Raw genomic sequence first — 22,806 nt, 5'->3', positions numbered from 1 at the left:
CCGCCACAATGGAGCACATGTCCTCCCCGTCTCCCGAATCCCGGCTGCGCCCGCTGCTGCCATCCCCCGTGCAGCCGGCCCATGACGAGCGCTTCGCCCGGCACGGTGTGACGCTGCTGCTCAAGCGCGACGACCTGATCCACCCGGACCTGCCGGGCAACAAATGGCGGAAACTCGCGCCCAATCTGGCGGCCGCCGCCGGGCGCCCCGTGCTCACCTTCGGCGGCGCGTACTCCAACCATCTGCGGGCCACCGCCGCCGCCGGGCGGCTCCTCGGATTCCGCACCGTCGGAGTCGTCCGCGGTGACGAGCTGGCCCACCGCCCCCTCAACCCCTCGCTCGCCCGGTGCGCCGCCGACGGGATGCGGCTGCACTTCGTGGACCGGGCGACCTACCGCGCCAAGTCCGACCCGGCGGTCCTGGCCCGGCTGCTGGAGGCGTACGGGGACTGCGAGGTCGTCCCGGAGGGTGGCAGCAACGCCCTCGCGGCCCGCGGCTGCGCCGCGCTCGGGCGCGAACTGCGGGGCGTGGCCGACGTGGCGGCGGTGGCCTGCGGCACCGGCGGCACCCTGGCCGGGCTCGCCGCCGGACTCGCGCCGGGGCAGCGCGCGCTCGGCGTCCCGGTCCTGCGCGGCGGCTTCCTGGGCGAGGCGGTGCGGGAGCTCCAGCGGGAGGCGTTCGGCGGTCCGGCGGGCGACTGGTGGCTGGACGAGCGGTTCCACTTCGGCGGCTACGCCCGTACGACACCCGGCCTGCACGCCTTCGCAAACGATTTCGAGGACCGGCACGGGCTGCCCGTGGAGCGACTGTATGTGGCCAAAATGCTGCACGCGCTCACCGTGCTGGCCGAGGAGGGCGCCTTCCCCGCCGGGACCACCGTCGCGGCGGTGATCACCGGCCGCCCGGACGAGGAGGCTCAGCCCTCCTCCCGGTAGGCCGCCGCCTCCTCCAGGTCCAGGCGGCGCAGCAGGGTCCGCATCATCTCGTCGTCGATCCTGCGCTCGTCCCGCAGCCGTACGAAGACCTCCCGCTCGGTCTCGATCATCTCGCCGGCCAGCCGCCGGTAGGTGTCGTCCGCCGACTCACCGGTGACCGGGTTGGCCGCGCCCAGGCGTTCCCACACCGCGTTGCGGCGGCGTTCCAGGACGGTCCGCAGGCGGTCCGCCAAGGGCTCGGGCAGCCGGTTGCGCTCATCGGTGAGCAGCGTGTCCAAGCGGGCCTCGGCGGCCGTGGACGCCTCGTTCTGGGCCTGCGCCTCGGCCAGGGTGTCGGCCTGCCGGTCCCGGCCCGGGAGCTTCAGCACCCGCACCAGGAGCGGCAGCGTGAGCCCCTGGATCACCAGCGTGCCGATGACGGTGGTGAACGTCAGGAACAGCACCAGGTTGCGGGCCGGGAAGGCCGAGCCGTCGGCCGTGACGAGCGGGACGGAGAAGGCGATGGCGAGCGAGACGACCCCGCGCATGCCGGCCCAGCCGACGATCAGCGGTGAGGTCCAGTTCGTTCCGGGTTCCCGCTCCCTGACGCGCCGCGACAGCCACCGGGGCAGGTAGGTCGCCGGGTAGACCCAGACGAAGCGGACGACCACCACGGCCAGGAAGACCAGCACCGCGTACCCGAAGGCGTCCGCCACCGAGTATGCGCCGAGCCCCTTGAGCACGAACGGCAACTGGAGGCCGATCAGCGCGAACACGGCCGACTCCAGGACGAAGGCGACCATCTTCCAGACGGCGGCCTCCTGGAGCCGGGTGGCGAAGTCGACCTGCCAGGAGCGGTGGCCCAGGTACAGCGCGACGACGACCACCGCGAGCACTCCGGAGGCGTGCACCCGCTCGGCCGCCGCGTACGCCACGAACGGGATGAGGAGCGACAGCGTGTTCTGGAGCAGCGGCTCCCGCAGATGGGTGCGCAGCCAGTGCAGCGGGACCATGAGCAGCAGGCCGACCCCGACGCCGCCGACCGAGGCCAGGAGGAATTCGCCAACCCCGCCGCTCCAGCTCACGCCCTCGCCCACGGCGGCGGCGAGCGCCACCTTGTAGGCGGTGATCGCGGTGGCGTCGTTCACCAAGGACTCGCCCTGGAGGACCGTCGTGACGCGCGCGGGCAGCCCCACCCGGCGGGCGATGGCCGCGGCGGTGACGGCGTCCGGCGGGGCGATCACGGCCCCCAGCACCAGCGCGGCGGTCAGTGGCAGATCGGGCACCAGCAGATACGCCAGCCAGCCGACCGCGACCGTCGCGAACAGCACGTAGCCGACCGACAGCAGCGCCACGGGCCGCAGGTTGGCCCTCAGGTCCAGATAGGAGCTGTCCACGGCGGCGGTGTAGAGCAGGGGTGGCAGCAGCAGGGGGAGCACGATGTGCGCGTCCAGCGTGTACGACGGCACCCCCGGCACGTACGAGGCGATCAGGCCGACGGCGACCAGGAGAAGGGGGGCCGGCACCGGGGTGCGGCGTGCGAGGCCCGCGGTCGCGGCACTGCCCGCGACCAGCGCCACCAGGGGCAATGCGTCCATCTCATGATCCTCGCATCCGTCGTAACCTGGCCATCATGAGTGGTTGCCCGCATGTACCGGATCTGCCGCGCCCCGAGCCCGCGCCCCTCGGCGGGACCTGTCCCGAGTGCCTGGCGGCCGGCACTCACCCGGTGCAGCTGCGGCTGTGCCTGAGCTGCGGCCACGTCGGCTGCTGCGACTCCTCGCCCGGGCGGCACGCGACGGGGCACTTCGAGCAGACCGGCCATCCGGTCATGCGGAGCTTCGAACCGGGCGAGAACTGGCGTTGGTGCTTTGTCGACGGTTCGATCGTCTGACGTCCGGGTACGTCAAACCGGCGCGCGTTGTTCGTAATTGAGCGACGCAGCCCTCTAGGCACTGTGTGTACCCATGGACCTACCATGAGTGACAGCCACGGGAGGGGGTTCCGGCGACACGGCATCATGGATCGCGATAGCGTCGCCGGACCGAGAACCGAAGACGTACCGCATGGCTCCGGGCGTTCTTCCCGGAACCTCGAATGAGTTTGTGCCACCTTGGAGGTGAGGGTGTCCCAGATCGCAGGCGAGCCCGGTAATCAGGACTTCGTAGAGGTCCGGCTGCCCGCTGCGGGTGCCTACCTGTCGGTGCTGCGCACGGCCACGGCCGGTCTCGCAGCACGCTTGGACTTCACTCTCGACGAGATCGAGGACCTTCGCATCGCGGTGGACGAGGCGTGCGCGATCCTGCTCCAGCAGGCCGTGCCCGGCTCCGTCCTGAGCTGCGTCTTCCGGCTCATCGACGATTCGCTCGAGGTGACGGTCGCGGCCCCGACCACGGACGGCCGCGCCCCGGAGCGCGACACCTTCGCCTGGACGGTGCTCTCCGCGCTGGCCGGGAAGGTCGACTCCTCGGTCGCCGACGACCGTACGGTCAGCATCAGCCTGTACAAGCAGCGCGGCGCGGGACCCGGGCCGGCGTGAGCAACGGGAACGGGGACGGTCCGGTGCGGGACGAGACGATCCGACCAGGGGTGGTGCGTGCGGCAGGCATCCCGGATCAGCAGGCCCTGCCTCATCCGGTGGACGGGGCGGACCTGCCCCGTGCGGTGGACGGGGCGGACGGGCCCGCCGGCATTACGGTCGCGGTGGAGCAGTCGCAGGCGGAGCGGGCGGGCCAGATGAGCGAGCACGGGCACCACGATCCAAACGACCGCAGCGGGGCGCGGGCGTTGTTCATCGAGCTGGGCAAGCTCCCCGACGGTTCGCCGGAGCGGGCCGAGCTGCGCAACCGGCTGGTGCGGATGCATCTGCCGCTGGTGGAGCACCTGGCCCGCCGCTTCCGCAACCGCGGGGAGCCGCTGGACGACCTGACCCAGGTCGCCACGATCGGGCTGATCAAATCCGTCGACCGGTTCGACCCGGAGCGGGGCGTCGAGTTCTCGACGTACGCGACGCCGACGGTCGTCGGGGAGATCAAGCGCCATTTCCGCGACAAGGGCTGGGCGGTGCGGGTGCCGCGCCGTCTCCAGGAGCTGCGGCTCTCGCTGACCTCGGCGACCGCGGAGCTGTCCCAGCTGCACGGCCGTTCGCCCACGGTGCACGAGCTGGCGGAACGGCTGGGGATCTCCGAGGAGGAGGTCCTGGAGGGCCTGGAGTCGGCCAACGCGTACAGCACGCTCTCGCTGGACGTGCCGGACACGGACGACGAGTCGCCGGCCGTGGCGGACACGCTGGGCTCCGAGGACGAGGCGCTGGAGGGCGTGGAGTACCGGGAGTCGCTGAAGCCGCTGCTGGAGGACCTGCCGCCGCGCGAGAAGCGCATCCTGCTGCTGCGGTTCTTCGGCAACATGACCCAGTCGCAGATCGCGCAGGAGGTCGGCATCTCGCAGATGCACGTCTCGCGGCTGCTGGCCCGCACCCTGGCGCAGCTGCGCGAGCGGCTGCTCGTGGAGGAGTAGCGGGCGCGGTGACGCACGCGGAAGAGGCCGCCGGAACGTCTCCGGCGGCCTCTTCCCGTGTCCGGGAGCGGTCAGGCGTCCTCGGTGTCCGCGTCGGGCGTGGTGCCCGGCCTGCGGATGCCGAGGGCCTCGATGGTGGCGGGCCTGACCAGCTGGTAGAGCGCGGTCAGCGCGACCGCCGCGAGCACGATGCCGGCCGGGATCAGCGCGCCGTGGGAGCGCAGCAGCGTCCAGGCCACCGGCAGCGCGATGATCTGCGTGATGAGCGCGGGGCCACGGCTCCAGCTGCGGCGGCCCAGCAGGCCGCGGGCGGCGAAGAGCGGGATCAGGCCGAGCGCGATGACGGTCAGCCCGCCCATCTCGGCCTGCTCGGGGCTGTCGGGCCGACCCAGCAGGCCCATCACCAGCATGTAGATCCCGCCGAAGACGAGGGCGGCGCCTTCGAGGCCGCTGATCGCGGCCACCAGCGTGATCCTGGCCGGCTTCGCCGGCTCGGCCAGGGGCGAGGGCGCGTTCTGCTGAGTACTCACCCTTGCAGGTTGGCATCCCGGCCCCGGCGAAGGAAAGCCGGGGTGCGGCGTGCCACCGCCGCGCCCCCGCGCCGTCACCGAGCGTGAGGGCCTGCGGGCAGGACTTCAGGCCTGTACCCCGCGGTAGGTAGGCTGGCAGTCATGCGCGCACTTCTCGTGGTCAATCCAGCCGCCACCACCACCAGTGCGCGGACCCGTGACGTGCTGATCCACGCGCTGGCGAGCGAGATGAAGCTGGAGGCCGTCTCCACGGAGTACCGCGGGCACGCCCGCGACCTGGGGCGGCGGGCCGCCGACAGCGACGACATCGACCTCGTGGTGGCGCTCGGCGGCGACGGCACGGTCAACGAGGTCGTCAACGGCCTGCTGCACCGGGGTCCCGATCTGGACCACCTGCCGAAGCTGGCCGTGGTGCCCGGCGGCTCCACCAACGTCTTCGCGCGGGCCCTCGGGCTGCCCAACGACGCGGTGGAGGCGACCGGCGCCATTCTGGACGCGCTGGCGAACCGGACCGAACGCACGGTCGGCCTCGGCCTCGCGGCGGGTACGCCGGGCACGGAGGACGAATCGGTGCCGGAGCGCTGGTTCACCTTCTGCGCCGGCCTCGGATTCGACGCCGGGGTGATCGGCCGGGTCGAACAGCAGCGGGAGCGCGGCAAGCGTTCGACCCATGCCCTGTACGTGCGCCAGGTGCTCCGGCAATTCCTGGAGGAGCCGCACCGGAGACAGGGCGTGATCACGCTCGACGTGCCCGGCGAGGAGCCGGTCACCGATCTCGCGCTTTCCATAATCTGCAACACGTCCCCGTGGACGTACCTGGGGAACAGGCCGGTGTACGCGGCTCCGAAGGCGTCCTTCGACACCGCTCTGGACGTGCTGGGCCTGCAGAAACTGTCCACGGCGGCGGTCAGCCGCTACGCCACCCAGCTCCTCACGTCGAGCCCGGAGAAGGGCCCTCGGGGCAAGCACGCGGTTTCACGGCACGACCTCACGGACTTCACCTTGCATTCAAAGGTGCCACTGCCCTTCCAGATGGACGGTGACCACCTCGGAGTGCGTACGAGTGTGACGTTCACAGGCGTACGCCGTGCACTGCGTGTGATTGTGTGAGTGGAAGGGACCAAAGTCCTTTAACTCGAACGTTTGGACTGGCTTCCACCCTCTAGAAGTACGGCTGTGACCTAGCCGACACCGAGGAATCAAAAAAAACTTTCCTGAAGGGGTTGTATCCGCCGCCGAGGTTTGCGAATCTCTACATGGCGATCGGGACGGCCCGCAACAACGGCCTCCACTGAGAGCCAGAACCCCTCCTCACTTCACAGGACCGCAACCAGTTCATCTGGGCGTCGGGCCTACACCTGCGGGGGGATTCGTGAAAGCGTTCACATTCACAAGCCACAGTACGTAACACCAAGGAGAGGTAGCAGCCATGGACTGGCGTCACAACGCCGTTTGTCGTGAGGAAGACCCGGAGCTGTTCTTCCCCATCGGCAACACCGGTCCTGCGCTGCTGCAGATCGAGGAAGCCAAGGCCGTCTGCCGTCGCTGCCCCGTCATGGAGCAGTGCCTGCAGTGGGCGCTCGAGTCCGGCCAGGACTCCGGCGTCTGGGGTGGCCTCAGCGAGGACGAGCGCCGCGCAATGAAGCGCCGCGCCGCTCGCAACCGGGCGCGCAACGCCAGCGCCTGACCGACGCCACCGCTACGAACCTCAGCGCAGGCGGCGCGTACAGCGCGTACGCACCACCCCGCCCCCCGAGTCGCAGCGCGCAGTACCCCCGAAGCGCATGTTTGACCGGAGAGCCCGGACCGTTCACCAACGGTCCGGGCTCTCTGCCGTGTGCGGGCCCCTACTTCTCGTTGCGGACCGGGATGTCGAGGACGACCTGCGTCCCGCGCTCCGGCGCCGGCACCATGCCGAACGAGCCGCCGAGCTCCCCCTCGACCAGCGTGCGGACGATCTGGAGGCCGAGGTTGCCGGCCTTCTGCGGGTCGAATCCCTCGGGCAGACCGCAGCCGTCGTCCTGGACGGTGATGAGCAGCCGCCCCTCGGTGGGCGAGCCGCCCCGGACCGCCGAGACCTCGACGGTACCGGACTCCGCGACGGAGAAGGCGTGCTCCAGGGCGTTCTGCAGGACCTCGGTGAGGACCATCGAGAGCGGTGTCGCCACCTCGGCGTCGAGTATCCCGAAGCGTCCCGTCCGGCGGCAGGTCACCTTGCCCGGCGAGATCTCCGCGACCATGGCGATCACCCGGTCGGCGATGTCGTCGAACTCCACCCGCTCGTCCAGATTCTGGGACAGCGTCTCGTGCACGATGGCGATCGAACCGACGCGCCGCACCGCCTCGTTGAGCGCCTCGCGGCCCTGCGCGGAGTCCATCCGGCGGGCCTGGAGGCGCAACAGGGCGGCGACCGTCTGGAGGTTGTTCTTCACCCGGTGGTGGATCTCCCGGATGGTGGCGTCCTTGGTGATCAACTCGCGCTCGCGGCGGCGCAGTTCCGTCACGTCGCGCAGGAGGACCAGCGACCCGATGCGGACGCCCTTGGGCTTGAGCGGGATCGCGCGCAGCTGGATCACCCCGCCCGCGCACTCCACCTCGAACTCGCGGGGCGCGTAACCGCTGGCCATCTTGACCAGGGCCTCGTCCACCGGGCCCCGGGACGGGGCGAGTTCGGCGCTGATCTGGCCGAGGTGCTGGCCGACGAGGTCGGAGGCGAGGCCGAGGCGGTGGTACGCGGAGAGGCCGTTGGGGCTGGCGTACTGGACGACCCCGTCGGCGTCCAGCCGGACGAGGCCGTCGCCGACGCGCGGGGACGCGTCCATGTCGACCTGCTGGCCCGGGAAGGGGAAGGACCCGGCGGCGATCATCTGGGCCAGGTCCGATGCGGACTGGAGGTAGGTCAGCTCCAGCCGGGACGGGGTGCGCACGGTGAGGAGGTTGGTGTTGCGCGCGATCACGCCGAGCACCCGGCCCTCCCGGCGTACGGGGATCGACTCGACCCGTACGGGCACCTCCTCGCGCCACTCCGGGTCGCCCTCGCGCACGATGCGGCCCTCGTCCAGGGCGGCGTCCAGGAGCGGGCGGCGGCCGCGCGGGACCAGGTGGCCGACCATGTCGTCCTGGTAGGAGGTCGGGCCGGTGTTGGGCCGCATCTGCGCGACGGAGACGTACCGGGTGCCGTCGCGGGTGGGGACCCACAGGACGAGGTCGGCGAAGGAGAGGTCGGAGAGCAACTGCCACTCCGAGACCAGCAGGTGCAGCCACTCGAGGTCGGTGTCGCTCAGGGCGGTGTGCTGGCGTACGAGGTCGTTCATGGAGGGCACGTGTGCGAGCGTACCCGTGGATGCGCGGCGGTCCGAACCGGAAGCGCCGCCCGTACGTGCGGTGAACCGGGGCCGACATCGGCACCGCGCATGGATGGACACGACCCAGTGGTCTAGTCCACAATGTGTGAGGTAGAACCTCCGCTCTCCCCGCACAGGAGAGCGGACCGAGGTACCCGCGCTCTCTGCCCTGACTGCGCCGGTGCCTCTCACCCCGGCCGGGGGCACCGCACACCGCCGGCCGGACCGGCCGCCCGCGAGGGCGGCCCTGCTCCGGGCTGCGGTGCTGGTCGGGCTGAGGGTCCCGGCCCGGCGCCGCGGCCCGCGGGTTCTTCCGGGGGCTTCCCGGATCTCAGCGGGTCTCGGTGACCTTCGCGAGCGCGCGCGGCGCGTCCGGGTCCTGGCCCCGGGCGATCGTCACCTCGTACGCCAGCCTCTGGAGCGGCAGGATCTCCAGGACCGGCTGCAGCTCCTCCGCCACCCCGGCCGTCGGCAGCACGAACCCCGCGGACGCCGCCGCCACCTGGGCCTCGGGCCCGACGACGAAGAGGTCGGCGCCCCGGCCGCGCAGCCGGTCCAGGACGGGCTGGAGCGCCTCGCCGCCCCGGCCGTCGGTCACCACGGCCATGACCGGCGAGATGTTGTCGACCATCGCGAGGGGGCCGTGCAGCAGGTCGGCGCCGGAGTAGGAGAGGGCGGGGATGTAACTCGTCTCCATGAGCTTCAGGGCGGCTTCCTTGGCGGTGGGGTAGCCGTACCCCCGCGAGGTGATGACCATGCGCTCGGCGAACCGGTAGCGCGAGGCCAGGGCCCTCACCTCGTCCTTGCGGGCCAGCACCTCCTGGGCGAGGTCCGGCAGGACAGCGGCCGCCGCCCCGTCGCCGCCGCGCAGCCCCTCGACGAACAGGTACAGCGAGAGCAGGGAAGCGGTGTACGTCTTGGTGGCCGGCAGCGCCCTCTCGGGGCCGGCCAGGATGTCGATGTGGTACTCGGAGACGGCCGCCAGCGGTGAGTCCGGGTTGTTGGTCACCACCAGCGTCACCGCACCGGCCTCCCGGGCCGCCCGGGTCGACGCCACCAGGTCGGGCGAGCCGCCGGACTGGCTGACCGTGATCACCAGCACGTCGCGGAGGTCCGGCTTCGCGCCGTACGCCGTGGTGGTGGACATCGAGGCCAGCCCGCAGGGCAGCCCCAGCGTGATCTCCAGCAGGTACTTCGCGTACAGCGCGGCGTTGTCGGAGGTGCCGCGGGCGGTGAGCAGGACGAAGCGCGGATTCCGCGCCGCGATCCGCCCGGCGGTCTCGCGGACGGCGGGCGCGCCGCGTTCCAGGATGCGGCGGAGCATCGCGGGCTGCTCGGCCATCTCGCCGGACATGATGCGGCCGGGCCGCTCGCCGTCACCGGCCGGGTACGTGGCGGACATGTCGGTGCCTCCCGGGGTCTCGCGATGCCTCGGCCAAGTCGAACACGGGGCGCGCGGGGGCCGCCAGCGGGCGGCGGCCGGTGGGGCGCGTCCGAGTGCCGGTGCGGACACTTCGGGGCAGGGTGAGTCTGCTAGATTGGAACCTTGATTGGTCTATACCACATATCGTCACTCTCGATCGGATCGGCAGGCCCCGCGTGGAAGTTGTCATCGTCCCGGACGCCAAGGCAGGCGGCGAACTGATCGCGGGGGCCATCGGCGCCCTGCTCGGCCGCAAGCCCGACGCCCTTCTCGGCGTTGCCACCGGCTCTACCCCGCTGCCCATCTACCAGGCCCTCGCCGGCCTGGTCCGCTCCGGCGCCGTGGACGCCTCGCGCGCCCGCGTCTGCCAGCTGGACGAGTACGTCGGGCTGCCGGCGGGCCACCCGGAGTCGTACCGCTCCGTGGTGCTCCGCGAGGTGATCGAACCGCTCGGGCTCTCCGAGGCCGCGTTCATGGGCCCCGACGGCTCCGCCGAGGACGTCCAGGCGGCCTGCGAGGCGTACGACAGGGCGCTGGCCGAGGCCGGCGGCGTGGACCTCCAGCTGCTGGGCATCGGCACCGACGGGCACATCGGCTTCAACGAGCCCTGCTCCTCGCTCGCCTCCCGCACCCGGATCAAGACGCTCACCGAGCAGACCCGGGTCGACAACGCGCGCTTCTTCGACGACGACATCGACCAGGTGCCGCACCACGTCATCACCCAGGGCATCGGCACGATCCTGGAGGCCCGCCACCCGATCCTGCTCGCGACGGGCGAGGGCAAGGCCGACGCGGTGGCCGCGACCGTCGAGGGGCCGGTCGCCTCGATCGTGCCCGCCTCGGCGCTCCAGCTGCACCCGCACGCGACGGTGGTCGTGGACGAGGCCGCGGCGTCGAAGCTGAAGCTGGCGGACTACTTCCGCGCGACGTACGCGGCGAAGCCGGCCTGGCAGGGGCTGTAGTCCTTCGCGTTTCCGCGTTACGCGAGAGGGCCGGGACACCGTGGTGGTGTCCCGGCCCTCTCGCGTGCGCGGGTTACGCGGAGGCCGTGATGATCTCCGCCGCCGCCTGGCCGCAGACGCGGGCGGCGCCGTGCGTCGCGATGTGCAGCGCTCCCCGGGGCGCGGCCTGGGGGACGCCCATCTCGACCACGATCGTGTCCGGACGCGCCGCGAGCAGCGCCTCCAGGGCCTCGCTCATCCACGCGTGGCGGTGCACGTCGCGGACCACGGCGACGACGCGCCGCTCCCCCGCCGCCCGCAGCGCGGCCTCGGCCGGGGCCTCGGAGGCGCCGTCGTACGTGTCGGTCTCCGTGCCCGGGACGAGCCGGCCCAGCTCGGCCGCGAGTCCCCAGGGGGTCTCGTCGCCGACCGCGATGTTCGCGACCGGGGTGAAGGCGGCCACGTACGCCGGGCCGGTGAGCGGTGCGGCCTCGCCGGTCACCTTGACCGCGCGGCGGGCGGCGACCAGGCCGATGTCCGAGGCGATGCCGGTGCTCCGTGCGGTGCCGGGCGCGGTCCCCTCCTGTGCTGCCGCGCCCGGCTCCCGTACGGCCCCCCGGGCCTCCCGCGTCCAGGACGCGAGGGCGCGGACCCGGGCAGCGGCGTCGGCGAGCCGCTCCTCGGGAAGTTCACCGGAGCGCACCGCCGCGACCAGCGCGTCGCGCAGCCGCAGGACGGTGCTGTCGTCGTCGAGCCCGCCGCCGACGCAGAGCGCGTCGGCACCGGCCGCGACGGCGAGGACGGAGCCGCGTTCGATCCCGTACGTCGAGGCGATGGCCTGCATCTCCACGGCGTCGGTCACGATGAGGCCCTGGTACCCCAGCTCCTCGCGCAGCAGACCGGTGAGGATCTGGGGGCTGAGGGTGGCCGGGCGGTGCGGGTCGAGAGCGGGCAGCAGGATGTGCGCGCTCATCACCGACTTGGAGCCGGCCGCGATGGCCGCCCGGAACGGGACGAGCTCCCGGGCGTGCAGGGTCTCCAGGTCGACGTCGATGCGGGGCAGCGCGTGGTGCGAGTCGACCGCGGTGTCGCCGTGCCCGGGGAAGTGCTTGGTGCAGGCGGCGACACCGGCGGCCTGGAGGCCCTCGACGTACGCGGCGGTGTGCCGGGCGACCAGGTGCGGGTCGGCGCCGAAGGAGCGGACGCCGATGACGGGATTGCCCGGGTTGGAGTTGACGTCCGCGGACGGGGCCCAGTTGAGGTTGACCCCGCACTCGGCGAGCCGGCGGCCCAGCTCGTGGGCGACGGCGCGGGTCAGCTCGGTGTCGTCCACCGCGCCGAGCGCCAGGTTGCCGGGGAAGGACGAGCCGTGCCGCACCTCGAGGCGGGTGACGTCGCCGCCCTCCTCGTCGATGGCGACGAGCACGTCGTCCCGCTCGGCCCTGAGCTGGGCGGTGAGCGCGGCGAGCTGCTCGGGCGTCTCGATGTTGCGGCCGAACAGGCCGACGGAGGAGAGCCCTTCGCCGACCCGGCGCAGCAGCCACTCGGGCGCCGTGGTGCCGGTGAAGCCGGGCTGCAGCACGGCGAGGGCGTCACGGGTGAGGGTGTCCGTGGTGGAGGTGAGGGTGGTCATGGGGCGGCGTTATCCCTTCACGGCGCCGGAGGTGAGCCCCGCGGCCATCTTCTTCTGCACGAACATGAAGAAGATGACGACCGGAAGAGCGATCATGGTGGACGCCGCCATCAGGGCGCCGTAGTCCGTACCGCGCTCACTGGTGAACGTCATCAGCCACACGTTGAGCGTGTACTTGGAGTTGTCGTTGATCAGGATGTAGGCGAAGAGGTACTCGTTCCAGGCGTTCACCAGCGCGAAGATCGACGCGGCGGCGAGGCCGGGGGCGAGCAGCGGCAGGATCACGCGGCGGAAGGCGCCGAAGCGGGTGCAGCCGTCCACCATGGCGGACTCCTCCAGCTCCACCGGGATGTTCACCACGAAGCCGCGGATCATGATCGTCGCGAACGGCAGCGTGGAGACCAGGTAGACGACGATCAGGCTCCAGTACTCGTCGATGCCGCCCATGGCGTTGAGCTGGGCGTAGATCGGGATGAGCATCGCCGTGGGCGGCAGCATCTGGACCAGGATCATGATCAGGACCAGGGCCTTGCGGCCGAAGAAGCGGAACCGGCCGATGGCCAGGGCCGCCAGGGTGGCGATGATCATGCCGCCGACGACGGCGGTGATCGAGACGATCAGGCTCGACTGGACCGCGGTGCCGAAGTTCGGCTGGTCCACGGCCTTGACGAAGTTGTCGAAGGTGATCGACGAGGGCCACAGGGTCTGGTCGTACGAACGGATCTCGCGGCTGGGCCGCAGGGCGCTGACGACCAGCCAGTAGACCGGGAAGACCATGACCAGGGCGATGCCGAGGCCGAGGATGTTCAGGCCGGCCCGGGTCTTCTTGCGGTCCGGGCGCAGGACCTGGGGTGTGTCGGTCGTGGTGCTCATTCGACCTCTCCCGTCTTCATGAGCTGGCGCAGGTAGTACACGGCCACCGCGGACAGCAGGATCACCGTGATCAGGGCGATCGCGGTGCCCTGGCTGAAGGAGGTGGACTCGAATGCCTTGGAATAGGAGTAGAGGCCGAGGGTCTCGTACTCCGGCTCGGGCTTGCTGCCGCGCAGCAGCCAGATCTGGCCGAAGACGTTGAAGTCCCAGATCACCGACAGCGTGGAGACCATGCTGAAGACCGGCTTGATGACCGGCCAGGTCACGTAGCGGAAGATGCCGAAGCTGGTGGCGCCGTCGAGCGAGGCGGCCTCCTCCAGTTCCTGGGGGACCTGGGTGAGGGCGGCGTACAGCGTGACGACGACGAAGGGGATGGCTCCCCAGACGACCAGCAGCGTGATGATCGCGAAGCCCTGGACCGGGTCGAGGTACCAGTTGTGGCCGAGCCAGTCCTCGCCCACCACCTTCGCGATGAGGGTGTTGATGAGGCCGTAGTCGGAGTCGGCCATGAACCGGAAGATCGAGGCGGCGACCATCAGCGGCATCGACCAGGCGGCGATCAGGCAGAAGGTCAGGATGAGCCGCACCCAGTTGGACAGCCGGCGCATCAGCAGGGCGATGAGAAGGCCGATGCCCATGGTCAGCGTCACGCAGACGGTCATGAAGACGACGGTGCGGAAGGTCACCCACCAGAACTCGGAGTCACCGAGGATGTTGGTGAACTGGTCGAAGCCGACCCAGGGTGCGGGATCACCGGTCCACAGCTCGCGCCGGCCCATGTCCTGGAAGGACATGATGACGGTCTTGGCGAGCGGGTAGAGGTAGACGGCGGCGATCGCCACGATCGCCGGGAGGATCAGGAAGTAGGGCAGCAGCTCCCCCTTCTTCCGCTTCCTCTTCTGCTTCAGGGGAGCGACGCCGCCCTCATCGGACAGCGGGCTCCCGTCCGCCTTGGGATCACGTGGTACGGGGACCGGTGGCCCGGCGGCCTTGGTATCGGCGGCAGTCACGTGGCTGACCTTCCATCGCGGGTCCGAGGCAGCCCCCGGATAACACGGCGTTCTTGAGCTGAAGGGAGCGGGGGCCGCGGCGCGATGCCGGGCCCCCGCCTGGCGATCGGAAGACTTACGCCTTCTTGTTGATCAGTGCGTCGATCTCGCTGTCCGCCTTCTTGGTGGCGTCGGCGACGGACGTGCCCTTGAGGATCTTCAGGAGCATGTTCTCCAGAATCTCCTCCTTCTCGATGGAGGCCCAGCCCGGCGCGATCGGCGTGAACCAGGCGTCCGGCACCGCGTTGGCGATGGCGGCCGTCTCGGGCTTGGCCTTCAGCGGCTCAAGCTGCTTCTCGTTGTTCGGGAGGATGTTCTTCGACGCGAGGACGTCCATGGACTTCGCGTTGGTGAAGAGGGAGATCCACTCCTGGCCGAGGTCCTGGACCTTGGACTTGGAGATGGTGGCGAGGTCGGAGCCGCCGATGAAGGACGGGAGCGCCTTGCCGTTCGGGCCGGGCATACCGGCCGTGGCGATCTTGCCGTCGAGCTTCGGGTTGCCGTTGTCACCCGTGGTGACGCTGCCGGCCTCCCACGCCTGGCCGTAGATGACCGCGGCCTTCTCGTTGGCCATGACGTTGGCGTGGTCCTGCTCGTCCTTCGTCTGGTCGGCCTTGTTGTACTTCTTGACCAGGTCGACGAAGTGCTGGATGCCCTTCTGCGCCTCGGGGGTGGAGAGGGTGGCCTTCCACTCCTTCGAGCCCTCGTCGTACTTGGCGATCTGGCCGCCCTCGGCTGCGACGTAGGACATCGCGGCGTACCAGTAACGGCCCGGGTAGTACAGGGACGAGGCGCGCTTGTCCTTCTTCGCGAGCTGGGCCTGGACCTTGTCCATGGCCTTGAGGAAGTCGTCCTCGGTCTGCGGAAGGACGTCGCTGCCGGTGCCGGCCTTCAGCATGTCCTTGTTGTAGACCGCCAGGCGGGCGGAGGCGTAGTAAGGAACGCAGTAGATCTTGCCCTCGTAGGAGCAGGTGTCCTTCAGACCCTTGATCCAGGTGTCCGAGTTCTCGTACTTCGAGGTGTCGATCTCGCCGAGCGCGCCGTTGAGGATGTACTGCATGGTCTCGGTGTTGCCGAGTTCGACAACGTCCGGGAACTTGTCGCCACCGAGGGAGGTGTCGAGCTTCTTGACCTTGTCCGCCCAGCCCTGGTACTGGATCTTGACGTTGACGTTCGGGTACTTCTTCTTGAACTGGGCGTTGACGTCCTTGACCAGTTCGGGCCAGGTCGACTGGGCCTCGCCCATGAGCCAGACAGTCAGGTCTTCCTTGCGGTCCTTCGGGTCCTTCGAGGACGTCTTGTCGTCCGAACCACACGCCGCGATGGAAACCAACATGCCCGCGACGCCGATCGCCGCGATGAGCTTGCGCTTCACGCCACCCTCCTCAGGGATGCTGCAACCCCCTCCCCACCGCGCGAAAACGTCGACGAGTACCTCTGGGGCTGGGACCTGGTCTTTAATGGTTTAGACCAGTACCGGGAGCTTGGCCTAGACCTTTAGGGGTGTCAAGGGTGTATAAGAAGTGCACTCGCGTCCGTTATACGACCGACACCTGAGGGAGGGCGACGAGCCGTGACCGGACCGTGCCACCATGTGAGCCGCGACAGACGGAGGAGCCGGTGACGGCAGCAACGCAGCAGTCGGGAAGGCGGGCCATGGGCGCCGACGGGGGCAGTTCGGAGAACGAGACGGGTGCGGGCGCCGGGACGCGCACCGCGCGCGTACCGAAGTACTACCGGCTGAAGCGCCACCTCCTCGACATGACGGACACCATGCCGCCGGGCACCCCCGTGCCCCCGGAACGGACCCTGGCCGCCGAGTTCGACACCTCGCGCACCACCGTGCGCCAGGCGCTCCAGGAACTGGTCGTCGAGGGCCGGCTGGAACGCATCCAGGGCAAGGGCACCTTCGTCGCCAAGCCGAAGGTCTCCCAGGCCCTGCAACTCACCTCGTACACCGAGGACATGCGCGCCCAGGGGCTCGAACCGACCTCGCAGCTCCTGGACATCGGCTACGTCACCGCCGACGACACGCTCGCCGGGCTGCTCGACATCAGCGCCGGCGGCCGGGTCCTGCGCATCGAGCGCCTGCGCCTGGCGAGCGGTGAGCCGATGGCCATCGAGACCACGCACCTCTCCGCCAAGCGCTTTCCCGCACTGCGCCGTTCACTGGTCAAGTACACCTCGCTCTACACCGCGCTCTCCGAGGTGTACGACGTCCGGCTGGCCGAGGCCGAGGAGACCATCGAGACCTCCCTGGCCACCCCGCGCGAGGCCGGGCTGCTCGGCACCGACGTGGGCCTGCCGATGCTGATGCTCTCCCGGCACTCGCTGGACGAGCGGGGCGAGCCGGTCGAGTGGGTGCGCTCCGTCTACCGCGGCGACCGCTACAAGTTCGTGGCCCGCCTGAAGCGGCCGCTGGACTGACCCCTCGTACGCACGTGCCCCGAACGGCCCCCGGACCCGCCTCCGGGGGCCGTTCGGCGCTCCCCGGCAGGGCTCGGCCCGGACCAGCCCTCGGACGTTTGCCGCCATTGGGGCCATCCGACCGGTCCGTGAAGACCGTTGCCGGACCGCAATGCGGACGGGGGGTGACGGTGGCCTGGTCCCTCGCCTAGATTTCCTGCGCATTACAGGTGATCAGCGAGGGGACGGAGTCGCCGCCATGCCGGAAGAACCAGAAGGAAAGCCACCCACCGTCACACCGATGCGGGTGGTCATCGCCCTGTGCCTCATCGCGCCGTTCGTGGCGATGCTCTGGGTGAGTTCGTACGCGAAGATCGACCCGACCTTCATCGGCATCCCGTTCTTCTACTGGTACCAGATGCTCTGGGTACTGATCTCCACCGCGCTCACGATGATCGCGTACAAGCTGTGGCAGCGTGACCAGCGCGCCCGCAAGGGGGGTGCGTCCGCATGAAGGACGGTGTGAACGGCATCGCGCTCGGCGTCTTCATCTTCTTCTTCCTGGCCGTCACGGTCATGGGCTTCCTGGCCGCCCGCTGGCGCAGGGCCGAGAACGAGGCCACCCTGGACGAATGGGGCCTGGGCGGACGGTCGTTCGGCACCTGGGTCACCTGGTTCCTGCTCGGCGGCGACCTCTACACCGCGTACACCTTCGTCGCCGTGCCCGCGGCGATCTACGCGGCCGGCGCGTCCGGCTTCTTCGCGGTGCCGTACACCATCCTGGTGTACCCGCTGATCTTCACGTTCCTGCCCCGCCTGTGGTCGGTCTCGCACAAGCACGGGTACGTCACCACCTCGGACTTCGTCCGCGGCCGGTTCGGCTCGAAGGGTCTTTCGCTGGCCGTCGCGGTCACCGGCATCCTCGCCACCATGCCGTACATCGCGCTCCAACTCGTCGGCATCCAGGCGGTGCTGGACGTGATGGGCGTCGGCGGCGGCGAGAACACCAACTGGTTCGTCAAGGACCTGCCGCTGCTGATCGCGTTCGCGGTGCTCGCCGCGTACACCTACTCCTCGGGACTGCGGGCGCCCGCGCTGATCGCGTTCGTCAAGGACGGGCTGATCTACCTGGTCATCGCCGTGGCGATCATCTACATCCCGATCAAGCTGGGCGGCTTCGACGACATCTTCGCCTCCGCCCAGGACAAGTTCACCAAGGCGGGCGCGGGCGGTCTCGCGCCCGCTGCGGCCGGCCAGTGGGGTTACGCCACGCTGGCGCTCGGGTCCGCGCTCGCGCTGTTCATGTACCCGCACTCGATCACGGCGACGCTCTCCAGCCGCAGTCGTGAGGTGATCCGCCGCAACACCACCATCCTGCCGCTGTACTCGCTGATGCTGGGCCTGCTCGCGCTGCTCGGCTTCATGGCGATCGCCGCCGGCGTGAAGGTGGACAACGGCCAGCTCGCCATCCCGCAGCTGTTCGAGAACATGTTCCCCGACTGGTTCGCGGGGGTGGCGTTCGCCGCGATCGGCATCGGCGCCCTGGTGCCGGCCGCGATCATGTCCATCGCCGCGGCGAACCTGTTCACGCGCAACATCTACAAGGACTTCCTGAAGCCGGACGCGACGCCCGAGCAGGAGACCAAGGTCTCCAAGCTGGTCTCGCTGCTGGTCAAGGTCGGCGCGCTCGCCTTCGTCCTCACCATGGACAAGACCGTCGCGATCAACTTCCAGCTGCTGGGCGGGATCTGGATCCTCCAGACGATGCCGGCGCTGGTGGGCGGACTGTTCACCCGGTGGTTCCACCGCTGGGCGCTGATCGCCGGCTGGGCGGCCGGCATGATCTACGGGACGGCTGCCGCGTACGGGGTCGCCAGCCCGACGCAGAAGCACTTCGGCGGGTCCTCCAAGGAGATCCCGGGCCTCGGCGAGATCGGCTACATCGGCCTCACCGCCTTCGTGCTGAACGTCGTGGTCGTCGTCGTCCTCACCTTCGTCCTGAACGCCGTGAAGGCGCCCGTAGGCACCGACGAGACCTCCCCGGGCGACTACACCGGGGACGTGGGCGACCCGGGTGTCCAGGAGAAGCTGCCGCCGGCCACGGCGGGGGCGCCGGGCGGTCACTGACCGCACACCTTTACCGCACGCGACACAACATGTGGGGGCCGTCCGGCAGGGCGGCCCCCACATGTATGCTCATGCTCGCTGTCGCCGCAGGGGAATCCGGTGTGAATCCGGAACTGTCCCGCAACGGTGTATGCGGTGCGCGTTCGCGCATCCGTGGAGTCCGAGGACCTGCCGACAGCGCATCCGGCTCGACCGAACCGGATGCCCTGACGTCCGGGCCTCGTGGGATGGGCCGGTGGACGCCGCACGGAGTGCCGCCCCGCCCGGGCCCCCTCCTGCCCGGCTGCCCCCGCGCTCCCCGCCGGACCGGAGCCGAGCGAGGGAGAGCACCACGTGACCATCGCGCCAGCCGATCCGGCCTCAGCGCCGAAGACGGCCGAGTCCGAAGCCACCGGACCCGCGAGCGACGGACCGGGCACCGCACTGCTGCGGACCCTGACCGACCTCACCGCCGATCTGCCCGACACCGACCCCGGACGCGTCGCCGCCGCCGCCCTGCGCGGCCGCAACGCCCGGTCGGACGAGGCCGAGCTGCGCTCGCTGGCCACCGAGGCCGCGGCGGGCCTCATCGCCGAGGACCCCGCCTACTCCCGGCTCGCCGCCCGCCTGCTCACCCGGACCATCGCGGACGAGGCCGCGGGCCAGGGCGCCACCTCGTTCTCCGCGTCCGTCGCCGTGGGCCACCGCGAGGGCCTGATCGCGGACCGGACCGCCGAGTTCGTGACGCTGCACGCGGGGGCGCTGGACGCCCTGGTCGAGCGGTCCCTCGCCGACGGGGCCGACGACCGCTTCGGCTACTTCGGACTGCGCACCCTGCACAGCCGCTACCTGCTGCGCCACCCGATCACCCGCCAGGTCATCGAGACCCCCCAGCACTTCATGCTCCGGGTCGCCTCCGGGCTCGCCGAGGACACCTCCGGGCGCGCGCTGGACGAGGTCGCCGCGCTGTACGGGCTGATGAGCCGGCTGGACTACCTGCCGTCCTCGCCGACGCTCTTCAACTCCGGCACCCGCCACCCGCAGATGTCGTCCTGCTACCTGCTCGACTCGCCGCTGGACGAGCTGGACTCGATCTACGACCGCTACCACCAGGTGGCCCGCCTCTCGAAGCACGCGGGCGGCATCGGCCTCTCGTACTCCCGCGTCCGCGCCCGGGGCTCCCTGATCCGGGGCACCAACGGGCACTCCAACGGCATCGTGCCGTTCCTCAAGACGCTCGACGCCTCCGTCGCGGCCGTGAACCAGGGCGGCCGGCGCAAGGGCGCCGCCGCGGTCTACCTGGAGACCTGGCACGCGGACATCGAGGAGTTCCTGGAGCTCCGCGACAACACGGGCGAGGACCAGCGGCGCACGCACAACCTGAACCTGGCGCACTGGATCCCGGACGAGTTCATGCGCCGCGTGGACGCGGACACCGCCTGGTCGCTGTTCTCCCCGGCCGACGTGCCCGAGCTCGTGGACCTGTGGGGCGACGCGTTCGACGCCGCGTACCGGGCGGCCGAGGCGAAGGGCCTGGCCCGCAAGACCATGCCGGCCCGCGAGCTGTACGGCCGGATGATGCGGACCCTGGCGCAGACCGGCCAGGGCTGGATGACGTTCAAGGACGCCTCCAACCGCACGGCGAACCAGACCGCCGAGCCGGGCAGGGTGGTGCACTCCTCGAACCTGTGCACCGAGATCCTGGAGGTCACCGACGACGGCGAGACGGCCGTCTGCAACCTCGGCTCGGTCAACCTCGGCGCGTTCGTCAAGGGCTCCTCGATGGACTGGGAGCGGCTGGACGCCACCGTGCGGACCGCGGTGACCTTCCTCGACCGGGTCGTGGACATCAACTTCTACCCGACCGAGCAGGCCGGCCGGTCCAACGCCCGCTGGCGGCCGGTGGGCCTGGGCGCCATGGGTCTCCAGGACGTCTTCTTCCAGCTGCGGCTGCCCTTCGACTCGCCCGAGGCCCGGGCGCTCTCGACCCGGATCTCCGAGCGCGTCATGCTCGCCGCCTACGAGGCGTCCTGCGACCTCGCGGAGCGGTCGGGCCCGCTGCCCGCCTGGTCGGAGACCCGGGCCGCGCGCGGGGTGCTGCACCCGGACCACTACGCCGTGGAGCTGAACTGGCCGGAGCGCTGGGAGGCGCTGCGGGCCCGGATCGCGAAGACCGGGATGCGCAACTCGCTGCTCCTGGCGATCGCCCCGACCGCGACGATCGCCTCGATCGCGGGGGTCTACGAGTGCATCGAGCCCCAGGTCTCCAACCTCTTCAAGCGGGAGACCCTGAGCGGTGAGTTCCTCCAGGTCAACGGATATCTGGTGGACGAGCTGAAGCGGCTCGGCGTGTGGGACGCGCGGACGCGTGAGGCGCTGCGGGAGTCGAACGGCTCGGTGCAGGGCTTCGCCTGGGTCCCGGCGGACGTGCGGGCGCTGTACCGCACGGCGTGGGAGATCCCGCAGCGCGGCCTGATCGACATGGCGGCGGCCCGTACGCCCTTCCTCGACCAGAGCCAGTCGCTCAACCTGTTCCTGGAGACGCCGACCATCGGCAAGCTCTCCTCGATGTACGCGTACGCCTGGAAGCAGGGCCTGAAGACGACGTACTACCTGCGGTCGCGTCCGGCGACCCGGATCGCCCGTGCCGCGTCCGGGGCCGCGTCGACCGCCGCCCCCATCCCCGTACAGCAGGCGCAGGCTCCCGACGCGGACGCGATCGCCTGTTCCCTGGAGAACCCCGAGTCCTGCGAGGCATGCCAGTAATGAGCACCACCCCCACCGAGAAGAACCTGCTGGACCCGGGCTTCGAGCTCACCCTGCGGCCCATGCGCTACCCGGACTTCTACGAGCGCTACCGGGACGCGATCAAGAACACCTGGCACGTGGAGGAGGTCGACCTCCACTCGGACGTGGCGGACCTCGCCAGGATGACGCCCGCCGAGCAGCACCTGATCGGGCGCCTCGTCGCGTTCTTCGCGACCGGTGACTCGATCGTCGCCAACAACCTGGTGCTGACGCTGTACAAGCACATCAACTCCCCCGAGGCGCGGCTGTATCTGTCGCGGCAGCTGTTCGAGGAGGCCGTGCACGTCCAGTTCTATCTGACGCTGCTCGACACCTACCTGCCCGACCCGGACGACCGCGCGGCGGCGTTCGCGGCCGTGGAGAACATCCCGTCCATCCGCGAGAAGGCGCAGTTCTGCTTCCGGTGGATGGACTCGGTGGAGAAGATCGACCGGCTGGAGTCGAAGGCCGACCGCCGCCGCTTCCTGCTGAACCTGGTCTGCTTCGCCGCGTGCATCGAGGGGCTTTTCTTCTACGGCGCCTTCGCGTACGTGTACTGGTTCCGCTCGCGCGGGCTGCTGCACGGTCTCGCCACGGGGACCAACTGGGTCTTCCGCGACGAGACGATGCACATGAACTTCGCGTTCGAGGTCGTGGACACGGTCCGCAAGGAGGAGCCGGACCTCTTCGACGACGCCCTCCAGCAGCAGGTCACCGACATGCTGAAGGAGGCCGTCGAGGCGGAGCTGCAGTTCGGCCGCGACCTGTGCGGCGAGGGGCTGCCCGGCATGAACACCGAGTCGATGCGCGCGTACCTGGAGTGCGTCGCCGACCAGCGGCTCACCCGGCTCGGCTTCCCGGCGGTGTACGGATCGCAGAACCCGTTCTCGTTCATGGAGCTCCAGGGCGTCCAGGAGCTCACGAACTTCTTCGAGCGCCGCCCCTCGGCGTACCAGGTGGCCGTGGAGGGCACGGTCGCCTTCGACGACGACTTTTAGCCTAGATCCTCGCCCAGCTTCTGACGTACGGACGCCGTGCGGCCCCCACCGGCCGCGCGGCGTCCGCGCTTTGCGGTGGGCGGGTGCTCCGGTCCTGTTCCGCTTCGCGCAGCTCGCGGTCGATGCGGCGCTCGCGGGCCATGCCGACCAGCGCGGGCAGCAGGACGAGGGCGAAAAGGACGGAAATGCCGAGGATGTTCTGGAATGTGTTCATGCCTCTACTGTCCTCGTTCCGGAGGAACGGCGGCAGTGGCAGGACTGTCACACAGCATCGAATTACTGCCAC

At 70.3% G+C, this 22,806-nt stretch carries 21 protein-coding genes and 1 riboswitch; of the genes, 12 read left to right on the top strand and 9 right to left on the bottom strand.

Translation table 11 applies throughout. The features are described from left to right. Positions 1 to 17: 17 nt before the first annotated feature. The gene (locus tag ACLQ2N_RS00915) at positions 18 to 935 is read left to right on the top strand and encodes a 1-aminocyclopropane-1-carboxylate deaminase/D-cysteine desulfhydrase (protein ID WP_425808371.1); all 918 of its coding nucleotides are present in this window, start codon (positions 18 to 20) and stop codon (positions 933 to 935) included. Here the strand turns inward: ACLQ2N_RS00915 and ACLQ2N_RS00910 are convergent. Further along, on the bottom strand, positions 917 to 2,512 hold the full coding sequence (locus ACLQ2N_RS00910) for a Na+/H+ antiporter (protein ID WP_425808370.1): 1,596 nt from the start codon (positions 2,510 to 2,512) through the stop codon (positions 917 to 919). The two genes, ACLQ2N_RS00915 and ACLQ2N_RS00910, sit on opposite strands and share 19 nt — an antisense overlap. 35 nt (positions 2,513 to 2,547) lie before the next feature. Between ACLQ2N_RS00910 and ACLQ2N_RS00905 the strand changes: the two genes are divergently transcribed. The 3 genes from ACLQ2N_RS00905 (at position 2,548) to ACLQ2N_RS00895 (ending at position 4,430) form a co-directional block, all read left to right on the top strand. Further along, the gene (locus tag ACLQ2N_RS00905) at positions 2,548 to 2,808 is read left to right on the top strand and encodes a UBP-type zinc finger domain-containing protein (protein ID WP_425808369.1); all 261 of its coding nucleotides are present in this window, start codon (positions 2,548 to 2,550) and stop codon (positions 2,806 to 2,808) included. A 231-nt stretch (positions 2,809 to 3,039) separates the two neighbouring features. Further along, positions 3,040 to 3,453: an anti-sigma regulatory factor gene (locus ACLQ2N_RS00900; protein ID WP_018105584.1), complete on the top strand. Its 414-nt coding sequence runs from the start codon at positions 3,040 to 3,042 to the stop codon at positions 3,451 to 3,453. Beyond that, a complete protein-coding gene (locus ACLQ2N_RS00895) occupies positions 3,450 to 4,430 on the top strand; it encodes an RNA polymerase sigma factor SigF (protein ID WP_425808368.1) in 981 nt (326 codons plus the stop codon). Before ACLQ2N_RS00900 ends, ACLQ2N_RS00895 begins: the two co-directional genes overlap by 4 nt. 71 nt (positions 4,431 to 4,501) lie before the next feature. Here the strand turns inward: ACLQ2N_RS00895 and ACLQ2N_RS00890 are convergent, their stop codons facing one another. Then, positions 4,502 to 4,960 (bottom strand): hypothetical protein, encoded by a 459-nt coding sequence (locus tag ACLQ2N_RS00890; protein ID WP_425808367.1) that lies wholly within the window; start codon positions 4,958 to 4,960, stop codon positions 4,502 to 4,504. A gap of 141 nt (positions 4,961 to 5,101) precedes the next feature. Here ACLQ2N_RS00890 and ACLQ2N_RS00885 point away from each other — a divergent pair, with 141 nt between their 5' ends. Together ACLQ2N_RS00885 and ACLQ2N_RS00880 are read left to right on the top strand one after the other, a co-directional pair. Beyond that, positions 5,102 to 6,070: a diacylglycerol/lipid kinase family protein gene (locus ACLQ2N_RS00885; RefSeq protein ID WP_425808366.1), complete on the top strand. Its 969-nt coding sequence runs from the start codon at positions 5,102 to 5,104 to the stop codon at positions 6,068 to 6,070. 319 nt (positions 6,071 to 6,389) lie between these two features. Next, positions 6,390 to 6,647 carry a WhiB family transcriptional regulator gene (locus ACLQ2N_RS00880; RefSeq protein ID WP_003953983.1) on the top strand — a complete coding sequence of 86 codons (258 nt, stop codon included), beginning with the start codon at positions 6,390 to 6,392 and terminating at the stop codon, positions 6,645 to 6,647. A gap of 160 nt (positions 6,648 to 6,807) precedes the next feature. Here ACLQ2N_RS00880 and ACLQ2N_RS00875 read toward each other — a convergent pair whose 3' ends face one another. Together ACLQ2N_RS00875 and ACLQ2N_RS00870 are read right to left on the bottom strand one after the other, a co-directional pair. Beyond that, complete coding sequence (locus ACLQ2N_RS00875) at positions 6,808 to 8,274, bottom strand: sensor histidine kinase (protein ID WP_425808961.1); 1,467 nt, start codon at positions 8,272 to 8,274, stop codon at positions 6,808 to 6,810. A gap of 361 nt (positions 8,275 to 8,635) precedes the next feature. Further along, a complete protein-coding gene (locus ACLQ2N_RS00870; protein ID WP_425808365.1) occupies positions 8,636 to 9,706 on the bottom strand; it encodes an SIS domain-containing protein in 1,071 nt (356 codons plus the stop codon). A gap of 197 nt (positions 9,707 to 9,903) precedes the next feature. Between ACLQ2N_RS00870 and nagB the strand changes: the two genes are divergently transcribed. Then, positions 9,904 to 10,689, top strand: coding sequence for a glucosamine-6-phosphate deaminase (nagB, locus tag ACLQ2N_RS00865; protein ID WP_425808364.1), 786 nt, complete (start codon positions 9,904 to 9,906; stop codon positions 10,687 to 10,689). A 73-nt stretch (positions 10,690 to 10,762) separates the two neighbouring features. Here nagB and ACLQ2N_RS00860 read toward each other — a convergent pair whose 3' ends face one another. The 4 genes from ACLQ2N_RS00860 to ACLQ2N_RS00845 all read right to left on the bottom strand — a co-directional run bounded on the left by ACLQ2N_RS00860 (position 10,763) and on the right by ACLQ2N_RS00845 (position 15,598). After that, complete coding sequence (locus ACLQ2N_RS00860) at positions 10,763 to 12,301, bottom strand: glycoside hydrolase family 3 protein (protein WP_425808363.1); 1,539 nt, start codon at positions 12,299 to 12,301, stop codon at positions 10,763 to 10,765. Positions 12,302 to 12,310: 9 nt separating this feature from the next. Next, the gene (locus ACLQ2N_RS00855; RefSeq protein WP_425808362.1) at positions 12,311 to 13,174 is read right to left on the bottom strand and encodes a carbohydrate ABC transporter permease; all 864 of its coding nucleotides are present in this window, start codon (positions 13,172 to 13,174) and stop codon (positions 12,311 to 12,313) included. Next, positions 13,171 to 14,184: a carbohydrate ABC transporter permease gene (locus ACLQ2N_RS00850; RefSeq protein WP_425808361.1), complete on the bottom strand. Its 1,014-nt coding sequence runs from the start codon at positions 14,182 to 14,184 to the stop codon at positions 13,171 to 13,173. Before ACLQ2N_RS00850 ends, ACLQ2N_RS00855 begins: the two co-directional genes overlap by 4 nt. A 115-nt stretch (positions 14,185 to 14,299) precedes the next feature. Beyond that, positions 14,300 to 15,598, bottom strand: coding sequence for an extracellular solute-binding protein (locus ACLQ2N_RS00845; protein WP_425808360.1), 1,299 nt, complete (start codon positions 15,596 to 15,598; stop codon positions 14,300 to 14,302). A 281-nt stretch (positions 15,599 to 15,879) separates the two neighbouring features. Between ACLQ2N_RS00845 and ACLQ2N_RS00840 the strand changes: the two genes are divergently transcribed. The 5 genes from ACLQ2N_RS00840 (at position 15,880) to ACLQ2N_RS00820 (ending at position 22,520) form a co-directional block, all read left to right on the top strand. Beyond that, positions 15,880 to 16,650: a GntR family transcriptional regulator gene (locus ACLQ2N_RS00840; protein WP_425808959.1), complete on the top strand. Its 771-nt coding sequence runs from the start codon at positions 15,880 to 15,882 to the stop codon at positions 16,648 to 16,650. 238 nt (positions 16,651 to 16,888) lie between these two features. Continuing rightward, a complete protein-coding gene (locus ACLQ2N_RS00835) occupies positions 16,889 to 17,143 on the top strand; it encodes a DUF3311 domain-containing protein (protein ID WP_425808359.1) in 255 nt (84 codons plus the stop codon). Further along, positions 17,140 to 18,756, top strand: a complete 1,617-nt coding sequence (mctP, locus tag ACLQ2N_RS00830; protein ID WP_425808358.1) for a monocarboxylate uptake permease MctP — start codon at positions 17,140 to 17,142, stop codon at positions 18,754 to 18,756. The genes ACLQ2N_RS00835 and mctP overlap by 4 nt, the downstream gene beginning before the upstream one ends. Positions 18,757 to 18,821: 65 nt before the next feature. Beyond that, positions 18,822 to 18,946, top strand: a riboswitch (cobalamin riboswitch). Between the two features lie 143 nt (positions 18,947 to 19,089). Next, positions 19,090 to 21,501 (top strand): ribonucleoside-diphosphate reductase subunit alpha, encoded by a 2,412-nt coding sequence (locus ACLQ2N_RS00825; RefSeq protein WP_425808357.1) that lies wholly within the window; start codon positions 19,090 to 19,092, stop codon positions 21,499 to 21,501. Continuing rightward, positions 21,501 to 22,520, top strand: a complete 1,020-nt coding sequence (locus ACLQ2N_RS00820; protein ID WP_425808356.1) for a ribonucleotide-diphosphate reductase subunit beta — start codon at positions 21,501 to 21,503, stop codon at positions 22,518 to 22,520. Before ACLQ2N_RS00825 ends, ACLQ2N_RS00820 begins: the two co-directional genes overlap by 1 nt. Position 22,521: 1 nt before the next feature. On the opposite strand, the gene ACLQ2N_RS00815 is transcribed toward ACLQ2N_RS00820, so the two are convergent. Beyond that, positions 22,522 to 22,734 carry a hypothetical protein gene (locus ACLQ2N_RS00815; protein ID WP_425808355.1) on the bottom strand — a complete coding sequence of 71 codons (213 nt, stop codon included), beginning with the start codon at positions 22,732 to 22,734 and terminating at the stop codon, positions 22,522 to 22,524. Between the last annotated feature and the right edge of the window lie 72 nt (positions 22,735 to 22,806).

This window comes from Streptomyces sp. DT224, from assembly GCF_049844595.1.
Classification (GTDB): Bacteria; Actinomycetota; Actinomycetes; order Streptomycetales; family Streptomycetaceae; genus Streptomyces.
The sequence above is the reverse complement of the archived record's forward strand: the minus strand, read 5'-3'. Positions and strand labels throughout refer to the sequence as shown.